This is a genomic window from Peterkaempfera podocarpi (genome assembly GCF_042466665.1).
In the GTDB taxonomy this organism is placed as follows: Bacteria; Actinomycetota; Actinomycetes; order Streptomycetales; family Streptomycetaceae; genus Peterkaempfera; species Peterkaempfera podocarpi.
This window is the reverse complement of record NZ_CP162102.1, coordinates 5,100,081-5,118,699: the sequence shown is the minus strand read 5'-3', so window position 1 is coordinate 5,118,699 and position 18,619 is coordinate 5,100,081. Positions and strand designations below refer to the sequence as shown.

Sequence of the window (18,619 nt, the reverse complement as noted above, 5' to 3'; positions counted from 1 at the left end):
GGTCGACAGCCGAGCGGCCCGCGCCCCATCCACAGGGGGCGCGGGCCGCTCGGCGTCTGCCGGTGAGTCAGCAGGATCAGTGGAAGAAGTGCCGGGTCCCGGTGAGGTACATGGTGACGCCGGCCTCGCGGGCCGCGGCGATCACGGCCTCGTCGCGGATGGAGCCGCCGGGCTGCACCACGGCCTTCACACCGCCCTCGATCAGCACCTCAAGGCCGTCGGGGAACGGGAAGAAGGCGTCCGAGGCGGCGAAGGCGCCGACCGCACGCTCGCCCGCCCGCTGCACCGCGAGCCGGGCCGAGTCCACCCGGTTGACCTGGCCCATGCCGACGCCCACCGTGGCGCCTTCCTTGGCGAGCAGGATGGCGTTGGACTTGACGGCGCGGCAGGCACGCCAGGCGAAGGCCAGGTCGGCGAGCTCGGCGTCGGAGAGCGCCTCACCGGCGGCCAGCGTCCAGGTGGCCGGGTCGTCGCCCGCCGCGTCGATCCGGTCGGCCTGCTGGAGCAGCACGCCGCCGGAGACCGGCTTGGCCTCCAGGCGCTCGCACGGCTCGCCCGGGGCCCGCAGCACGCGGATGTTCTTCTTGCGCGCCAGGACCTCGACGGCGCCGTCCTCGTAGTCGGGCGCCACGATGACCTCGGTGAAGATCTCCGCGACCTGCTCGGCCATGGCGACGGACACCGGACGGTTGACCGCGATCACACCGCCGAAGGCGGAGAGCGGGTCGCAGGCGTGGGCCTTGCGGTGGGCCTCGGCGACATCGGCGCCGGTGGCGACACCGCACGGGTTGGCGTGCTTGATGATCGCGACGGCGGGCTCCGCGTGGTCGTACGCGGCGCGGCGGGCGGCGTCGGTGTCCGTGTAGTTGTTGTAGGACATCTCCTTGCCGTGCAGCTGCTCGGCACCGGCCAGGCCGGAGTCGCTGCCGTCGGTGTAGAGCGCGGCGGCCTGGTGCGGGTTCTCGCCGTAGCGGAGCACATTGCGGCGGCCCCAGGTGGCGCCCAGGAACACCGGGAAGCCCTCGGAGTCGGCGGGGGCGTACTCCTGCGCGAACCAGGAGGCGACCGCGACGTCGTAGGCGGCGGTGTGCGCGAAGGCCTCACCGGCCAGCCGCTTGCGGGTGGCCAGGTCGAAGCCGCCGCCGGAGACGGCGGAGAGCACGTCGCCGTAGCGGGCCGGGTCGACCACCACCGCGACCGACGGGTGGTTCTTGGCGGCGGCGCGGACCATGGAGGGCCCGCCGATGTCGATCTGCTCCACGCACTCGTCCGGGCTCGCGCCCGAGGCGACGGTCTGCCGGAACGGGTACAGGTTGACGACCACCAGGTCGAAGGGGCTCACGCCCAGCTCGGTGAGCTGCTCGCGGTGGGAGTCCAGGCGCAGGTCCGCCAGGATGCCGGCGTGCACCTTGGGGTGCAGGGTCTTCACCCGGCCGTCCAGGCACTCCGGGAAGCCGGTGAGCTCGGCGACCTCGGTCACCGGGACGCCGGCGGCGGCGATCCGGGCGGCGGTGGAGCCGGTGGAGACCAGCTCCACCCCGGAAGCGTGCAGGCCCCGGGCCAGCTCCTCCAACCCGGTCTTGTCATAGACGCTGACCAGCGCCCGGCGAATGGGGCGTACGTCCTGGGCAGGGGGAGGCGTGGTGCTACCGGCGGCGGTCATACAGGGATCCGTACCTTTCGTCCCTCGATGCGGTGGCCTTCGCGGGCCAGCCGGCCCACGACGTCGACGAGCAGCGTGCGCTCGACAGTCTTGATGCGCTCATGGAGCGCTTCCCCGCCGTCGGCGTGGTCGTCGTCGGTGACTTCGACGACGCCCTGCGCGATGATCGGGCCGGTGTCCACTCCGGTGTCGACCAGGTGGACCGTGCAGCCGGTGACCTTCACGCCGTACGCGAGCGCGTCGCGGACGCCGTGCGCGCCCGGGAAGGACGGCAGCAGGGCGGGGTGGGTGTTGACGATGCGGCCCTCGTAGCGGGCCATGAACTCCTTGCCGAGGATCTTCATGAAGCCGGCCGTCACGACCAGGTCGGGCTCATGGGCCTCGGTGGCGGTGGTGAGCGCGGCGTCCCAGGCCTCACGGTCGGGGAAGTCCGCGATGCGGTGCACAAAGGTGGGGATGCCCGCACGCTCGGCCCGCTCCAGGCCGGCGATGCCGCCCCGGTCGGCGCCGACGGCCGCGATCACGGCCCCGTAGGCTGGGTCCGCGCAGGCCTCGATGAGCGCCTGGAGGTTGGTACCCGAGCCGGAGACCAGCACGACCAGGCGGGCCGGCCCGGACGGGGGCGGCGGGAAAGTCAGGGCGGGGGGCACTTCGGCAGCCACTGCTCGATACTCCGGGATCCGTTGCTCGGGGCGCCCCCGATGCGGTGACACCCGGATCGGGGCTCGCGAGGGCGGCGGCCCCGGGCGGGTGGCCCGGGCGAGGGCGGGGCTGGACTTGCACACAGGACGTTCGGGGTGGCGACGGGGCGGACGGCGGGACCGGACCCCGCGGCGCTGCGGAGCCGGTGGGAACCCATGAGCCGCCCCAGCCGTCACCACGATAACGGCACGTCGGAGGGGGTACGCACCGCCGATCTGGCGCAACGCGCGTAGATGAGGTAAGGATCTCGCCCAACCGGCCCGCCACCCGGGAACACCCCGAAGGCCACCGGGGCTTAGCGTTGCGTACGGGACTCCGGCGGGCCGCCCCCCGCCGGCCGACAGGAGACAGGGCGCACCTCCCACCCGTTGCTGCGGGATCATTGGGGGGAGACCGGCCTTCGGGCCGGCACCAGGCGGGCACAGCGATGCACACCGATCAGCGGGGAAGACGGACGGACGACTGATGAGCAGCGGCAACAGCACAGGCGAGCGCGACCCCTTCGCGCCGCCGCCGGCGGACGCACCCGACCGGCCCTGGCAGCCGCGTGCGCCCCAGCCGCCCACCGGCGGCACCGACCCGCGGAGCACCCCGCCGTCCCCCCACGCCGGCGAGGGCGACCGGCCGGACGACGGCAACGGGCCCGGCGGCCGCCCGCCCGTACCGCCGCCGCACCCCTGGAGCCCCGGCTGGCAGGGCCGCCCGCCGGGCGGCCCCTATCCGCCCAGCGGGCCCCAGCAGCGCTACGACCCCACCGACCCGGTGCAGCGCCGGGCGCGCTACGCACTGCTCTCGGGCATGTGGGGCCTGTTCTTCATGATCTTCAACCTGCCCTATGTGGGGCTGCTGCTCGGCGCGCTCGCTGTCTACTGGGGCATCAGCGCGCTGCGCGGCACTCCCAAGGCCCCCGCCGCCGCAGGCGCCGACCAGCGCCCCGGCGCCGGTTCCGCCGGCAGTTTCGCCGGCAGCACGTCGCTGCCCCCCGCACCGCCGCCCACCGGACGGCAGCCGGCCCCGCTGCCGCCGCCCGGCTGGGCAGCCCCCCGCCAGGCCCGGCCGCAGCTGCCCGCGGCTCTCGGCGGGCTGGTGACCGGCGGGGTGGCGCTGGTGATGGTCGCGGCCTCCTGGGGACTCCAGCTGGCGTACAAGGACTACTACGACTGCGTGTCGGACGCACTGACCCAGAAGGCGCAGCACAGCTGCAGCAAGCTGATCCCCGACTGGCTGCAGAAGGCGGACAACGTCAACAACGGCTGACCGTCGGGCCGGCGGCGGCGGGCGCGAGGCAGGGCGGGGCGGACGGGGCGGGCGGACGCGGCGGGGCGGGCCGGACGCGGCGGGGCGGGGCGGCCCGGACGCGGCGGGGCGGGCTTTCCAAACGAGTGGCAGGGCCGGCCCGGCTTCAGCGACGGGACGCCCGCGCCCTGCCGCGCAGCGCAAAGCGGGTGAGCAGCACCCCGGGCACCCCGACCGCGGCGGTCCAGGCCGCTGCCGCGGCACCTGTCCGCCAGGCCGGCGGGCCCAGGGACGCCAGCCGGTCCACGCCCAGCGCCCCGCCCGAGGCGGCCGCGCACAGGGCGACCACCGCTCCGGTGAGCAGGGCCGCACAGACCGCCGCCACAGCGGTGGCCACCGGGTGCCAGCGGGCCCCGGCGGCCGCCCGGCCGAGGACCGCGGCCAGCGCGACGCCTGCCAGCGCGGGCACGGCCAGGGCGGACCAGCCGAGCGGGCCGGCCACGGCCGGCGTTGTCGCCGGATGGGGCAGCGCAGCCAGCAGCGGGAACACCGGGGTGTCGCCGAGGGCCGTGCCGTACGGCGCCACGGTGCTGCCCAGGCCCAGGGTGAACCCCGGTCCGAGGGCATAGGAGGCGGCCCACACCACGGCGTCCGGGTAGAGGGCCAGGCAGAGCAGCAGCAGTCCGGCCTGGCCGGGGGCATCCGGGGCCAGCGCCAGAACGGTACGGCCGGCGGCGTTCCCGTGGAGGACCAGCGCACAGCCGAGGACCACCGCTCCCCCGCCCAGCAGCGCGGCGCAGGCAGCCGCTGCCGCACGCAGCAGTGCGGCGCCCGCGGCCACCGGGAAGGCCCATCCGGGCAGCAGTCCACCGGCCGGCCGCAGCGAGGGTTCCTCGTACGGTCGCAGCAGCGCCCGCAGCCGCAGCGCGGGGTGCCGCAGCAGCGCGCCCCAGGGACCGGTGGCGGAGCGCACCCCGGCGGCCGCCCCCGCCGCCGCCACGACCAGCACGGCGGCGAGGGCCGGGAGCGGGCGGGCCCTCAGCATGCCGTCTCCGGCGGCGAGGGCCGCGACACCGGCCGCCACCGCGGTGTAGCCGCCGCAGACCGCCAGTACGGCGGTCGTCAGGGCCCGGGCCACGGCTGCCGGAGCCGGTACGGCCGGGAAGCGCAGCGACCGGCCTGCGCGGCGGCCTGCGCGGAAGAGCAGGACGACGATCGCGGCGGTCAGCAGCAGCGGCACCACGCCCACCGGCGCGGTGGCGGTACCGGGGACCTCGCCGGGGGTGGGCAGGGCGGGGGTGGGGATCGCCGGCATGGGGACGGCCGAGGTGGCGGCGACGCCGGTGGGGGTGGCGCGGACCAGGTCCGCGCCATGGGCGAGCAGCCAGAGGCAGGAGGCCAGCCGGAGGGATCCCTTGGCGCCGTCCTGCACATAGGGGGAGACGATCCAGAGCGTCAGCAACGGCACTGCGACCAGCAGCAGGCCGGCCAGTGCGGCGGCGGCTCCGGCGGTCAGGCCCACCCGGACGGCCGCCACCGGTTGGTCCCCGGGCGGACCGGGGACCACCGGGCGGCGGCTGAGGTGCCCGGAAGCCGATCAGAGGGGTCATGTCCGCCCATGGTGGCAGGATCATCCGTTTTGCTCAGTGAGGTGCAGGATGCCCGACGTGTCGCTGATCATATGCCTATGCTCACATCTCCGACCCGGCGCACCTCTCCGACCCGGTGGCCGACCTGGGGAGACGCCCCCTCGGGAGGCACCTCCGGGGGCTGGTCGGCGGCCGGGCTGCGGGAGGCCGTACGGAACCACCGCACCGAAGCGGACCGGGCCGCCTTCGACGGTCTGTACGCCGCCACTGTGGAGCCGCTGCTGTGGCAGGCCTATCTGCTCACCGGTGCTGCCGAACGGGCGTCGGCCTGCGTCCGGCGGGCCTTCGCAGCGGCCTGGGCCGACTGGCCCGAGGTCGCGGCCGACCCGGAGCCGCAGCGCTGGGTACGGGCGGCGGTGCACGCCGACGCGCTGGCGCCCTGGCACGACATCGGGCGACTTCATGGCATCGGGCGGCTTGAGAAGCGGCGGTCTCGGCGCGGAGGGGCCGTGGCGGCGGTGGTGGAGGCTGCGGGGACGGCGGAGACAGTGGGGACGGCCGAGGCAGTGGGGACGGCGGAGACAGTGGGGACGGCCGAGGGCGCGGAGGCGGACGAGGCTGTGGAGGCGGGCGGCGGGTGCCCGCCGGGCGAGGTCGAGCAGGTGCTGCTGGCTGCGCTCCGTGGGCTGACGGGGGTGCAGCGCAGCGCCCTGGTACTGCATGAGATGGCGGGGTTGGACACCGCTGCGGTGGCCTTGGAGGCGGAGTCCAGCACCCCCGCCGCTGAGGCTCGGATCGCGGGCGCCCGGGCTGCTGTCACGGAGGCCCTGGCGACAACCCTGCCGACGGCCGCCGGGGCGGGCTCGGCGACGGCGGCCACTGCGGGGCTCGGCGGGCGGCTGCGTGAGACCGCACGCCGGGGGTGCAGCTCGGTCCCCTCCGTTCCCCCCGAGAAGGTGCGGAGGCAGAGCGCCCGGCGGACGCGGGTGCTCACCGGTGCGGCCGGTGCGCTGGTCGCGACGGCGCTGCTGTGCATCCTGGCGACCGCGCTGGGCTTCGGACCCTCGCAGCTGTTGGTGGACCACTCCCGGACGCCGGACCCCGCGCCGGCCTGCCCCGGCGGCTGGCCGGCCGACGCCTGCTGACCCCGACGGCGACAGCGGGTGCCACCGGATACGGAGCGGGGCGGAGCCGCAGCGGGGGCGGAGCCGCAGCCTGGGCGGATCGACCGGCGTGCCGATCGACGGACTCGACGCCGTGCCGGGCGCCCCGCCCCGGCGGCTGGCCGGCCGACGCCTGCTGACCCCGACGGCGACAGCGGGTGCCACCGGATACGGAGCGGGGCGGAGCCGCAGCGGGGGCGGAGCCGCAGCCTGGGCGGATCGACCGGCGTGCGGATCGACGGACTCGACGCCGTGCCGGGCGCTCCGCCCCGGAACCTCAGCGGTCCCCGCCCGGCAACCGGTGCGGACGCGCCGAGGGCGCCCCGCGCCGGACCGTGAGGCCCGGGGCGGAGCGCCCTCGGTGAGTACTGCTGCGGAGCCTGCTCAGCCCTTGAGGAGCTGGCGGGCCAGGCGGGCGGTCTCGGACGGGGTCTTGCCGACCTTCACGCCCGCGGCCTCCAGCGCCTCCTTCTTGGCCTGCGCGGTGCCGGAGGAGCCGGAGACGATGGCGCCGGCGTGGCCCATGGTCTTGCCCTCGGGCGCGGTGAAGCCCGCCACGTAGCCGACGACCGGCTTGGTGATGTGCTCCTTGATGTACGCCGCGGCACGCTCCTCGGCGTCGCCGCCGATCTCGCCGATCATCACGATCAGGTCGGTGTCGGGGTCGTCCTGGAACGCCTGCAGGGCGTCGATGTGGGTGGTGCCGATGATCGGGTCACCGCCGATGCCCACCGCAGAGGAGAAGCCGAGGTCGCTCAGCTCGTACATCATCTGGTAGGTCAGGGTGCCGGACTTGGACACCAGGCCGATCCGGCCGGCCGAGGTGATGTCGGCCGGGATGATGCCGGCGTTGGACTGTCCGGGGCTGATCAGACCGGGGCAGTTGGGGCCGATGATGCGGGTCTTGTTGCCCTTGGCACCGGCGTGGGCCCAGAAGGCGGCGGTGTCGTGGACCGGCACGCCCTCGGTGATCACGACGGCCAGGCCGATCTCGGCGTCGATGGCCTCGACGACGGCGTCCTTGGTGAACTTCGGGGGGACGAAGATGACGGTGACGTCCGCGCCGGTGGCCTCCATGGCCTCCTTGACGGTGCCGAAGACCGGTACCTCGTTGCCGTCGACGTCGACCTTCTGGCCGGCCTTGCGGGGGTTCACGCCACCGACGATGGCGGTGCCGGAGGCGAGCATGCGGCGGGTGTGCTTCATGCCCTCGGAGCCGGTCATGCCCTGGACGATGACCTTGCTTTCCTTGGTGAGGAAGATAGCCATGGTGTTGACCGAGTTCCTTACTTCGCAGCCGCGAGCTCGGCGGCCTTGTCGGCCGCTCCGTCCATGGTGTCCACCTGCTGCACCAGCGGGTGGTTCGCGTCGGTCAGGATCTGCCGACCGAGCTCCGCGTTGTTGCCGTCCAGCCGGACGACCAGCGGCTTGGTGACGTCCTCGCCCTTGGACTTGAGCAGCTCCAGGGCCTGCACGATGCCGTTGGCCACTGCGTCGCATGCGGTGATGCCGCCGAAGACGTTGACGAAGACGGACTTGACGTCCGGGTCGCCCAGGATGATCTCCAGGCCGTTCGCCATCACCTCGGCGGAGGCGCCGCCGCCGATGTCCAGGAAGTTGGCGGGCTTGACGCCGCCGTGGGCCTCGCCGGCGTAGGCGACGACGTCCAGGGTGCTCATGACGAGCCCCGCGCCGTTGCCGATGATGCCGACCTCGCCCTCGAGCTTGACGTAGTTCAGGCCCTTGGCCTTGGCTGCGGCCTCCAGCGGGTTGGCCGCGGCCTTGTCCTCGAGCGCCTCGTGCTCCGGCTGGCGGAAGTCGGCGTTGGCGTCCAGGGAGACCTTGCCGTCCAGCGCGATGATCTTGCCGTCACCGGACTTGATCAGCGGGTTGACCTCGACCAGCAGGGCGTCCTCGGCGACGAAGACCTTCCACAGGGTCTGCAGGACCTCGGCGACCTGGTCCGCGATCTCCGCCGGGAACTTCGCCGCGGCGACGATCTCGGCGGCCTTCTCCGGGGTGCAGCCCTCGTTGGCGTCGACCGGGATCTTGGCGAGCGCGGTGGGGTTGTTGACCGCGACCTCCTCGATCTCCACGCCGCCCTCGACGGAGGCCATGGCCAGGAAGGTGCGGTTGCTACGGTCCAGCAGGAACGAGACGTAGTACTCGTCCTTGATGTCCGCGGTGGCGGCCAGCATCACCTTGTGGACCGTGTGGCCCTTGATGTCCATACCCAGGATCTGGCCGGCCTTGGCCACGGCGTCCTCGGGGTCGGAGGCCAGCTTCACGCCGCCGGCCTTGCCGCGGCCGCCAGTCTTGACCTGCGCCTTGACGACGGCCCGGCCGCCGAAGCGCTCCGCAATGGCGCGCGCGGCCTCCGGGGTGTCGATGACTTCACCGTCCAGCACCGGTACACCGTGCTTGGCGAAGAGGTCCCTCGCCTGGTACTCGAACAGGTCCACGCGCGTCCGTCCTTGTTCGTGATCGCGGTTGTGTGTCTGTGAGCGTGCCGCCGTGGGGTCGTCGCTGTGGTTTTCGTGACGAGAGAGGTACGCAGGAAACCTTGCGTCCACCACATCGCTACGGGCGCACACGTCGGCCGAGCACGCGGCATGTCCGTCTTGCAGGCTATCCCCGTGCGACAGGGACCTTTCAACCGGAGGGGCCTCTGCGTTCGTGAGAACCATCACAACGGGCGTGCGCGACACCTCATGCGCCCCGGAGGCGCACCCGGAAACCTCACACAAGGCCGACAAGTCCTTCATGCAGCTTGCTTTTGGCATTCCGCTCCGGGACCGTGGATCGGTAACAGATCCATCACTCAGCGTAGTGGACGTTTGATGCACAGCGCACGTCACCGCGCCCGGAGCCGCCGCGCGGACCAGGGCTCCGATTCCGAGAGCGACCCCGAGAGCGACCCTGACTTCCGTGGCGGCCCCGACAACGGGCCGGACGCGCAGCCGGACGCGCAGCCGGACGCCGGCCCCGCCGGAGTGCCGGGCGGGGCGCCGGACCGAGAGCCGAGCGGGGCGCCGGGCGGTCCGGAGCGGGCCGCCACACTGGGTGCGGCGCGCACGGTGTGGCCGATGGACCGCCAGGCCGCAGCAACCCTGCCCGGGGCACCCGAGGCCGTCTCCACGGCCCGCCGCTTCGTCCGGATCACCGCGGCCATGTGGCGGCTGGCCGACGACCTGGTCGGCGATGCCGAGCTGTGCATCTCCGAACTGGTGGGCAATGCCGTGATGCACACGGACAGTCACCGGGTGCACTGCCGGATCTGGAGTGCACAGCAGACCCTCTTCCTGGAGGTGGACGACGAGGGGCGACTGCGGCTGCCGGCCGTGGCCCCCGCCGACGACGAGGACGAGCACGGCCGGGGCATGCTGCTGGTGGAGACCTTCGCCGAGGCATGGGGCACCGTGCCCCGGCCCGGGCTCTCGGGTAAGACCGTCTGGGTCGCACTGCCCATGCCGGTGACGCTGCGGGCCTCCTGATCAGCCGGGGCCGAGGAGGCCCTCGTCGGGTATCGGGAGCGGTCTGCGTTCCAGCGCCGCGGCCATGATCTCGGGGAAGTGGTCAGGGGTACAGGCGAACGCGGGCGCCCCCAGGGCTGCCAGTGCGGCGGCGTGGTCGCGGTCGTAGGACGGCGCGCCCTCGTCGGAGAGCGCCAGCAGTGCGACGAACTGCACCCCCGCAGCCTTCATCGCGGCCACCCTCCTCAGCATGCCGTCCCGGATGCCCCCCTCGTAGAGGTCGCTGATCAGGACCACCACGGTCTCGCTCGGACGGGTGATCCTCGACTGGCAGTAGCCGAGCGCCCGGTTGATGTCGGTGCCACCGCCCAGCCTGGTGGCAAAGAGCACGTCCACCGGATCGGTGAGCTGCTCGGTGAGGTCGACCACCGAGGTGTCGAAGACCACCAGTCGGGTGCTCAGCGACCGCATGGAGGCCAGGACCGCGCCGAAGACCGCCGAATGGACCACCGACGCGGCCATCGAGCCCGACTGGTCGATACAGAGGATCACATCCTTGCGGACGGCCCTGCGGGCCCTGGCGTAGCCGATCAGCCGTTCGGGGACCACGGTGCCCGCGGTCCGGTCCCCCTCGGGCGGCAGGTAGTGCCGGAGATTGGCACGGATCGTCCGGTCCCAGTCGATGTCCCGGTGGCGCGGGCGCTCGGTGCGGGCGGTGCGGTCGAGTGCTCCTCCGACAGCGGCCCGGGTGCGGTCGGCCAGGCGGCGCTCCAGGTCGGTCACGACCCTGCCGACCACCGCCCTGGCGGTCTCCCGGGTGGTCTCCGGGAGGGCGTGGCGCAGCGACAGCAGGGTGCCGACCAGGTGCACATCGGGCTCGACCGCGGCCAGCATCTCGGGTTCCAGCAGCAGACGGGAGAGACCCAGCCGGTCGATGGCGTCCTGCTGCATCAGCTGCACCACGGAGGTGGGGAAGTACTCCCGGATGTCGCCGAGCCATCGGGCCACCTGGGGGGCCGAGCCGCCCAGCCCCGCGCTGCGGGCACCGCTCCGGTCGGCTCCGGCCGGGGCCTGGCCCTGCCCGCTGCGGTAGAGGGCCGCCAGAGCGCGGTCCATGGCGGCGTCCCGGCCGCCGAGCCGGCAGCCGGTGCCGTCCTGCTCGCCGCCCAGGACCAGTCGCCAGCGGCGCAGGCGCTCGTCGTCGATGGGGGCGTCCATGGGCGGAGTGGTCATCTGCGGGGGCTCCTCTCGGGTACGGATGCCGGTCCGGCAACGGGCGCTGACGGGGACGGCGACGGCGACAACGGCAGCGGCGGCGACGAGTGCGGTTCGGCGGGCGGGCCGCCGGCCGGTGGCTGCCCGGCCTCGGACCGCGTGGTGAGGCCCAGCAGCAGGGAGACGGTGGCGAGGGCGGCGTCCGCGCGGGCAAGGTCGGGTTCCGTGGAGAAGCCGGACCCGGCGGCAGCCGCCGGCCGTATCGGGAGGCCGGGGTCGCCGCCACCAGGGCCGGCGGTGGTGCGGATCCGCTCCCCCACCGTGCGACGCACCCCCGCCTCGAACGACGAGAAGGTGCGGCGCAGCAGCGGCAGCACATCGGTGAAGGCGTCGCCCGGCACCGAGGAGATCCAGTCGTCCAGCAGCGCGAGCAGCCGGTCGTCATGGACGAGCAGCATGCCTCCGCCCGCCAGGAAGCCCTCCGCCCAGCCGGCCGCGTCGGCCGGTCCGGCCGCGGTGGAGAGGGACAGCCCCATCCGGCGGGCCGCCTCCTCGGTGGAGAGCCGGCCGTCGTCCAGCAGCAGTCGTACGGCGCGGCCGCGCAGCAGCCCTGGCACACCGGTGGCGAGGCTGCCGGAGGGCGTCCGGCGGGCCAGCGACAGCAGGGCGGCCGCCCAGCGGTCCCGGATCCCGGACTCCGCTGCCGTCGGCCCCCGGGTGGGGGTCGGCGCTGCCGAGGAGAGCGGCACGGGCTGCATCTGAGAGCCCGGCGACGACGGTGCTTGCGGCAGCTGTGGCTGTGGCTCCGGCGGCGCGGACGGTGCCGGACCGTCACCGAGCAGACCGACGGCGCCGTGCACGGCATCCAGGTGGACCCGCATCGCGGCGGCGCCCGCTCCGTCCAGCCCGGTGCAGGCGGGTGGCAGGCCGATGCACACCCGCACCGCCAGCCCTTCGGCGACCTCACGCAGCGCCCCGGCGTCGGTGCCCCGCACATCGCCGTAGCGCAGCGACCGCACCAGGGCGGGCAGCGCCTCGGCCAGATGGGCGACGTCGGTGTCCAGCGCCGCCCGGTCGGCGAGCACCCTCATCACCGTAGGCAGGGCGTCCGGCAGATCGGCGAGCAGGCAGGCCTCGGCCAGCGCCGTGACCTCGGCGAGCGTCGTGGCTCTGATGGCACCGTCGGCGGCCCTGGCCGCGGCTGCAGCCTCGACGGTGGTGCCCCAGGAGGCGGCCTCCACCACTCGCACGGCCAGCTCGGGATCCCAGCTCAGCCGCCAGGTCTCACGGAAGGTCCCGGTGCTGCCGACGGCTGAACGGGCGGGCTCGCCCCAGGGGATGCCCAGCAGCCTGAGCCGGTGCAGCAGCCGGCTGCGGTGGGCGTCGGTCTCCTTGCGGAGATCCAGGTCGAGATCGCGCTCGGCGGGATCGGGCCGCAGCCGGAGACTGCGCTGCTGCCTGGTGAGGTCACGCTGCAGCGGTACCGCGGGGGCGGTGTCGGGGACCCCGCCCAGGGCGTCGCCCACCACCAGGCGGTCGTGGACCAGCGCCAGGGCGGTCTCCGAACCGTCGCCCAGCACGGCGCGGACCGCATCCAGGGTCTCGCTGAGACCCGCGAGCGGGCGGCCGCGCATGGCCGCCAGAGCCTCGGCCAGCCGCACCGCCTCGATCACATGGGCGGAGGAGACCGGATGGTCGGCCTCCCGGAGCAGCCCGGCGGCATGGGTCATCCAGCGGGCGATCGGGCGGTCGGGGGCGGTGAAGAGATGGTGGTACCAGCCGGGCGAGGCGATACCGGCCCCGTAGCCGGTGTGCTGGGCGAGCCGCCGGTGCGTCCAGGGCACCCAGGTGATCTCGGTCCTCGGTCTGCGCGGCAGCGCTCTGAGCAGCTCCCGGTCGTGCGTCGCGGTGGGCATCCGCTCCAGCGCGGGCACATGCCAGGCGCCGCAGATCACGGCGACACGGTTGTGCCCGGCCCGCTGCACCGCCCGGATCCGCTGCCGCATATGGGCCTCGCGCAGTGCGTCGTCCGGCAGACCGCCGGGGTCCGGGGCACCGCCGGGGGGCTGCGGACGCAGTGCCGCCATGGCGTCGGCGACGGCCCGGAACGGGGCAAGCGGATCGTCGTCAGCGCCCGGCCGGTGCGGCAGGCGGTGCTCGATGACGTCCTCCCACCAGCGCTCGGGGTCGTCATGACCGGCCGCCGCTGCCAGGGCGGCGATCGGATCCGTCACCGAGGGCTGGACGGGCGGAGCGGAGGCGGGTGCGGCACCGGTCGGCGCGTCGGGCGGGGGCATGGCGGGTGCAGCATCACCCGGCGGGGCAGCGGCGGGCGGGACACTCCCCTCCGGTGCCACGCCCGGCTGCGGCGCCGCCGCCTGCTCCCGCGCGGCGGCGAGGGCGAACCCGTACGCCGCGGGAAGGTCGATGAAGTAGACGGGTAGAGACCGCTCCACCGCGAACCGCAGGGCGACCCACTCCGGCGAGAACGAGGCGAAGGGCCAGAACGCCGCCCGTGACGGTTCGTCCACCGCATGCGCCAGCAGCGCGACGGGCGGCACCATGTCCTTCTCCCCCGCCAGGGCGAGGATCGGATCGGCCTCCGGCGGGCCCTCGATCAGCACCGCGTCCGGCTCGATGCGGGCCAGCGCGGCGGCCACCGCACGCGCCGAGCCGGGCCCGTGGTGCCGTACGCCGAGCACGGTGGCCCGCGGTGCCCCGGCGGCCATTCAGCTCACCTCCCGGCAGGCGCGGTAGAAGTCCTTCCATCCGTCGCGCTCACGCACCACGGTCTCCAGATACTCCTGCCACACCACCCGGTCCCCGGCCGGGTCGCGGACCACCGCGCCGAGGATGCCGGCCGCGACGTCAGCGGAGCGCAGCACACCGTCGCCGAAGTGGGCAGCGAGCGCTATGCCGCTGGTGACCACGGAGATGGCCTCGGCTGTGGAGAGTGTGCCGGTGGGCGACTTGACCCTGGTGCGGCCGTCCGCGGTGACGCCGTCGCGCAGCTCGCGGAAGACGGTGACCACACGGCGGATCTCCTCGGCGCCGTCGGGCAGGTCGGGCAGGTCGAGGGAGCGGCCGAGCTGCCGGACCCGTCGGGAGACGATGTCCACCTCGTCCTCCACCGAGGCGGGCAGCGGGAGCACGACGGTGTTGAACCGACGGCGCAGCGCGCTGGAGAGCTCATTGACCCCGCGGTCCCGGTCGTTGGCGGTGGCGATCAGATTGAAGCCGCGCACCGCCTGGGTCTCACCGCCGAGCTCGGGCACCGGCAGGGTCTTCTCCGACAGGATGGTGATCAGGGTGTCCTGCACATCCGCCGGGATCCGGGTGAGCTCCTCGACCCGGGCGATCCTGCCGTCCGCCATGGCCCGCATCACCGGCGAGGGCACCAGCGCGTCGCGGCTGGGGCCGTGGGCCAGCAGCTGGGCGTAGTTCCACCCGTAGCGGATGGCCTCCTCGGGGGTGCCGGCGGTGCCCTGCACCAGCAGGGTGGAGTCACCGCTCACGGCGGCCGCCAGATGCTCCGAGACCCAGGTCTTGGCGGTGCCGGGCACTCCGAGCAGCAGCAGCGCCCGGTCGGTGGCCAGCGTGGTGACGGCGACCTCCACAATGCGGCGCGGGCCGACGTACTTGGGGCTGATCACGGTGCCGTCCGGAAGTTCGCCGCCCAGCAGATAGGTGGCCACGGCCCAGGGCGACAGCCGCCAGCGCTCGGGGCGCGGCCGGTCGTCATGGGCGGCGAGGGCGGCGAGCTCCGCGGCGAAGGCGTCCTCGGCGTGCGGCCGCAGCACCTCGGGGGCGGCGGCCGGGGCAGCCGGCCCGGGGACGACCGTCTCCGGATCGCTCTCCGTGGTGGACTGCGTGGTCGAGGGGGCTCGCGTGGTCAAGGGGGCTCCTTCCAGCGGGCCGCACAGGGCACACCTGTGGCGGGGAATCGCGGCGGCGGTCGAACGGGGAGCATGGGCGGATGGGGTGCGCAGCGGGCAGTCCACGGTCAGGCCTGCCGGGGAGCGGTGCACGCACCGCTGTCGAACCGGCGTTCCCGGCCTGCATGAACCACCATGCACCACAGCACTGACAACGCGTCCGGTCCGATCCCCCGGGAGGCGGCCCGCACCCCGTCTGTCAGTGGCGGCGCCTACCGTCGCAGGCATGTCGGTGACGTCGAACGAGGCCCGCTGGACGGCGGAGCACGTACTGGCGCTGGCTCCTGACGCAGCGTCACAGAAGGCCGCGGCCAAACTCTCCTCCCCCTGCCCTGGTCCCGGGCGGGCGCCGCGGCCGGCGCGGTGTGGGGCGAATGCAGGGGCAGCGGCAGTGCCGTCTATCGCACCACCGTGGATCTGGCGGCGCCCGCGTACTCGTGCAGCTGCCCGAGCCGCAAGTTCCCCTGCAAGCACGCGCTGGGCCTGCTGCTGCTGTGGGCGTCCGGCCCGGAGTCGGTACCGGACGCCGGGGAGCCGGCCGAGTGGGCCGCCGACTGGCTGGCCGCCCGGCGGCAGCGCGCGGAGCAGCAGGAGAAGCGGGCGACCGCACACACCGAGGCCGCGCCCGCCGACCCCGAGGCGGCCCGCCGCCGGGCCGAGCGCCGGGCCGCACGGGTCGCCGCGGGTGCGGCCGAGCTGCGGGCCCGGCTCGCCGACCGGTTGCGCGGCGGGCTGGCCGGAGAGGAGCACACCGGGTACGCCGCCTGGGACGATGTGGCCGCCCGCATGGTCGACGCCCAGGCCCCCGGTCTGGCCGCCCTGGTCCGGGAGTTGGCGACCGAGCCGGCCTCCGGTCCGGGCTGGCCGGGCCGGCTGCTGGAGCGGTACGCCCTGCTGGACCTGCTCGCCTCCGCCTACGGGCGGATCGAAGGGCTGCCCGCGCCGCTCGCTGCGACCGTGCGCGCCCGCGTCGGCTTCACCGTGGAGAGCGCCGAAGTACTGCGAGGCCCCCGCGTCCGCGACCGCTGGCTGGTGCTGGGCGTCCGGGAGACCGCCGACGACCGGCTGACCACCCGCCGGCTGTGGCTCAGGGGCGCCGGGACGGGCCGCACCGCCCTGCTGCTCTCCTTCGGCCGGCCGGGGCAGGCGCCCGACCTCGCCCTGCCGACCGGCCGCACGGTGGAGGCGGACCTGGCCTACCACCCGCAGTGCGCCCGCTGCGCGCCGTCCTGGGCACCGGACATCCGCCACCGGTCACCCCGCCGCCGGCTGAGGCGGTGCCGCCGGGCATCTCCGTGGACGGCGCGCTGGCCGAGTACGGGGCGGCACTGGCCGACGAGCCCTGGCTGGAATCCTGGCCGGTGGTGCTGGGCGGAGTGGTGCCGGTGCCCACCGAGCAGGGGTGGCGTCTGGCGGACGCAGCGGGCGGCCTTGCGATACCCGTCCGGCGGCGCGGGGCGGCGGCCGGGGCAGGCCTCTGGCGGCTGGCCGCGGTCTCCGGGGGGCGGCCGGTGACCGTCTTCGGCGAGTGCGGTCACCGCGGTTTCAGCCCGGTGACCGTCTGGGACGCCGCGGGCACGGCGACGGGGCTCTGCCCGTGAACCACATCCGCACGCGCGCGCCGACGCGCTCCCACGGAGGCAGCCCCGCCCTGCCGTCCCGGGGCACGGGGAGCAGGCGCGGCAGACCGTCCGAGGGGCGCAGGGAGGTCCGCAGCCGCCCACCATGCGCCGTGCGACGCCGCGGCGAGCGGCGCGTCGGGTGCGCCACCCGGCGTGGGGCCTGCCGTACGGTTCCCCGCTCCGCCACTCCGCCGCTTTGCACGGGACCGTCCGCGCCATGCGGGGCCCGGCCGGTGCCCGGTCCGGGGCACGGCGCCCCGTACCCCCGGCGAGTAGGGCTCTCCGTGGATTCCACCGGCAGCGCCGGGAAGTGAGGAACCGATGACCGCACAGCAGGCCGACTCCTGGGAGGCCCTGGTGGCGACCGCTCTGCTCGGCACGGACCGGCGGCAGCCGCCCCGGATCGGCGGTACGGCCGCGCTCGACCGCGCCGCCGCGAGGGTCCCCACCGATCCCGCTGCCGCGCTGCTCGCCCTGGCCGCGCTCGGCACCGTCCATCGGCGTGCCGGGCTGCGCCCCGCAGCGGCCGGCGGGCTCCCCGAGCCCGCACCGGACGATCCACGGCCGCCGCTGCCCGAGCCGGCCGGACGGCGGCTCGCGGTGCTGCTCTCCGATCGGGGCGGTGCGTCCGGCGGACCGGCCAATCTCGCGGAGCTGCTGCCGCAGTGGCTCTGCGCCGCCAGGGCCAGGGGATTCCGGCTGCCCGCGCCACTGGTGCCGACACTGCTGGACGCCGCCCGGGCCCGCAGCGAGCTGCGCGGGGACGCCGTGGCGTTGGCCGGGCCGCTGGGCCGGTGGCTCGCCGAGCAGAACCCCGACTGGCGGTTTGTGCTGCGAACGGTCCCGGAGTCCCAGACCGGCTCCCAGACCGGCTCCGGCCCCGGGCCCCTGCCCGGTACCGGGTCCGGGTCCGGGTCCGGGTCCGGCGAGGCGGCCGGCGACGAAACGGTCTGGCACGAGGGCCTGTTCGCTGAGCGGGTCACCCATCTCACCAGACTGCGCCGCCGCGATCCGGCAGCCGCCCTGGCGTTGCTGCGCTCCACCTGGGCCGGCGAGCGCGCCGAGGACCGGCTGCTCTTCCTGGACGCCCTCCAGGAGCGGCTCTCCAGCGCCGACGAGCCATTCCTCGAATCCGCTCTGGGCGACCGCAGCAAGAACGTCCGGATGACCGCCGCCGAGTTGCTGTCCACCCTTCCCGGTTCGGCGCTGGCCCACCGGATGGCACACCGCGCCCGGGCGGCCGTACGGCTGCACAGCTCCGCCGAGGGGGAGGTGTTCACCGTCAGCCCGCCCACGGTCTGCGACGAGGCGATGCAGCGGGACGGCATAGCCGCCAAGTCGCCCACCGGGCGCGGAGAGCGGGCCTGGTGGCTGGGGGAGATCGTGGCCGCGGCGCCGCTCCCGTTGTGGGGGGAGGACACCGGCCACCGCCCGGAGCGGCTGCTGACCGTACCCGTCGCCGACGGCTGGGGCGACGATCTGCGGGAGGCCTGGGCCCGGGCTGCGGTACGGCAGCACGACGCGGAATGGGCCCGGGCACTGCTGGGGCCGCCGCCCGGCCCGGGGGACCGCTCGGCGGGGCGCTCGGCCGGTGCGCCGGCCAAGCTGCTCGCGGTGCTGCCCCCAGGGGAGCGGGCCGACTGGACGGCGGCCTTTGTGGATGTCCACGGGCTGGGCGAGGCGTTCCAGATGCTGGGTGCCTGCGCCTCGCCCTGGTCACCGAGGCTGGGGGCGGCCGTGGTCACCGCCCTGCGGCGGACCGCCGGTTCCGGGGCCTATCCGTGGAGCCACAGCGGGGTGCTGGGCATGGCGGAGCGCGCGCTGGCACCGGAGGCCGCGCCCGCCGTGGAGGAGTGCGCGGCGGCCGCGGAGGGTGGCGCGGCGTGGGCCGAGACCTTCACCCGGCTCGCGGGCACCCTGCGGTTCCGCACGTCCATGCTCGCCGAGCTGGGCTGCGGCTGAGGGGGCACGGGAGGCCGGGGTCGAGCTCGGGCAGGGGCTGCGGACAGCGCGGACGGGAG

At 74.9% G+C, this 18,619-nt stretch carries 12 protein-coding genes and 1 pseudogene; 5 read left to right on the top strand and 8 right to left on the bottom strand.

Features of this window, described 5'->3' with window-relative positions:
- Window positions 1–76: 76 nt before the first annotated feature.
- Both purH and purN read right to left on the bottom strand, forming a co-directional pair.
- A complete protein-coding gene (gene purH, locus AB0761_RS22565; RefSeq protein ID WP_377270917.1) occupies window positions 77–1,663 on the bottom strand; it encodes a bifunctional phosphoribosylaminoimidazolecarboxamide formyltransferase/IMP cyclohydrolase in 1,587 nt (528 codons plus the stop codon).
- Window positions 1,660–2,325 (bottom strand): phosphoribosylglycinamide formyltransferase, encoded by a 666-nt coding sequence (purN, locus tag AB0761_RS22560; protein ID WP_377270916.1) that lies wholly within the window; start codon window positions 2,323–2,325, stop codon window positions 1,660–1,662. Before purN ends, purH begins: the two co-directional genes overlap by 4 nt.
- 505 nt (window positions 2,326–2,830) lie before the next feature.
- Here purN and AB0761_RS22555 point away from each other — a divergent pair.
- Window positions 2,831–3,622 carry a hypothetical protein gene (locus tag AB0761_RS22555; protein ID WP_377270914.1) on the top strand — a complete coding sequence of 264 codons (792 nt, stop codon included), beginning with the start codon at window positions 2,831–2,833 and terminating at the stop codon, window positions 3,620–3,622.
- A gap of 145 nt (window positions 3,623–3,767) precedes the next feature.
- Here AB0761_RS22555 and AB0761_RS22550 read toward each other — a convergent pair whose 3' ends face one another.
- Window positions 3,768–5,138, bottom strand: coding sequence for a DUF6350 family protein (locus tag AB0761_RS22550; protein ID WP_377270913.1), 1,371 nt, complete (start codon window positions 5,136–5,138; stop codon window positions 3,768–3,770).
- 150 nt (window positions 5,139–5,288) lie between these two features.
- Between AB0761_RS22550 and AB0761_RS22545 the strand changes: the two genes are divergently transcribed.
- Window positions 5,289–6,335 carry an RNA polymerase sigma factor gene (locus tag AB0761_RS22545; RefSeq protein WP_377270912.1) on the top strand — a complete coding sequence of 349 codons (1,047 nt, stop codon included), beginning with the start codon at window positions 5,289–5,291 and terminating at the stop codon, window positions 6,333–6,335.
- A 402-nt stretch (window positions 6,336–6,737) separates the two neighbouring features.
- On the opposite strand, the gene sucD is transcribed toward AB0761_RS22545, so the two are convergent.
- Both sucD and sucC read right to left on the bottom strand, forming a co-directional pair.
- Window positions 6,738–7,622 (bottom strand): succinate--CoA ligase subunit alpha, encoded by an 885-nt coding sequence (gene sucD / locus AB0761_RS22540; protein ID WP_377270911.1) that lies wholly within the window; start codon window positions 7,620–7,622, stop codon window positions 6,738–6,740.
- Window positions 7,623–7,639: 17 nt separating this feature from the next.
- The gene (gene sucC, locus AB0761_RS22535; protein ID WP_377270910.1) at window positions 7,640–8,815 is read right to left on the bottom strand and encodes an ADP-forming succinate--CoA ligase subunit beta; all 1,176 of its coding nucleotides are present in this window, start codon (window positions 8,813–8,815) and stop codon (window positions 7,640–7,642) included.
- A gap of 378 nt (window positions 8,816–9,193) precedes the next feature.
- On the opposite strand from sucC, the gene AB0761_RS22530 reads away from it, so the two are divergent.
- Window positions 9,194–9,847 (top strand): ATP-binding protein, encoded by a 654-nt coding sequence (locus AB0761_RS22530; RefSeq protein ID WP_377270909.1) that lies wholly within the window; start codon window positions 9,194–9,196, stop codon window positions 9,845–9,847.
- Here AB0761_RS22530 and AB0761_RS22525 read toward each other — a convergent pair whose 3' ends face one another.
- From AB0761_RS22525 to AB0761_RS22515, 3 genes are read right to left on the bottom strand one after another with little or no spacing between them, the layout of a single operon-like run.
- Window positions 9,848–11,059 carry a VWA domain-containing protein gene (locus AB0761_RS22525; protein WP_377270907.1) on the bottom strand — a complete coding sequence of 404 codons (1,212 nt, stop codon included), beginning with the start codon at window positions 11,057–11,059 and terminating at the stop codon, window positions 9,848–9,850.
- On the bottom strand, window positions 11,056–13,770 hold the full coding sequence (locus AB0761_RS22520; protein WP_377270906.1) for a DUF5682 family protein: 2,715 nt from the start codon (window positions 13,768–13,770) through the stop codon (window positions 11,056–11,058). Before AB0761_RS22520 ends, AB0761_RS22525 begins: the two co-directional genes overlap by 4 nt.
- Window positions 13,771–14,841: an AAA family ATPase gene (locus tag AB0761_RS22515; protein ID WP_377274263.1), complete on the bottom strand. Its 1,071-nt coding sequence runs from the start codon at window positions 14,839–14,841 to the stop codon at window positions 13,771–13,773.
- A gap of 361 nt (window positions 14,842–15,202) precedes the next feature.
- Here AB0761_RS22515 and AB0761_RS22510 point away from each other — a divergent pair.
- Window positions 15,203–16,577, top strand: a pseudogene (locus AB0761_RS22510) (SWIM zinc finger domain-containing protein).
- A gap of 342 nt (window positions 16,578–16,919) precedes the next feature.
- On the top strand, window positions 16,920–18,560 hold the full coding sequence (locus AB0761_RS22505; protein ID WP_377270905.1) for a DUF5691 domain-containing protein: 1,641 nt from the start codon (window positions 16,920–16,922) through the stop codon (window positions 18,558–18,560).
- Window positions 18,561–18,619 lie beyond the last annotated feature (59 nt).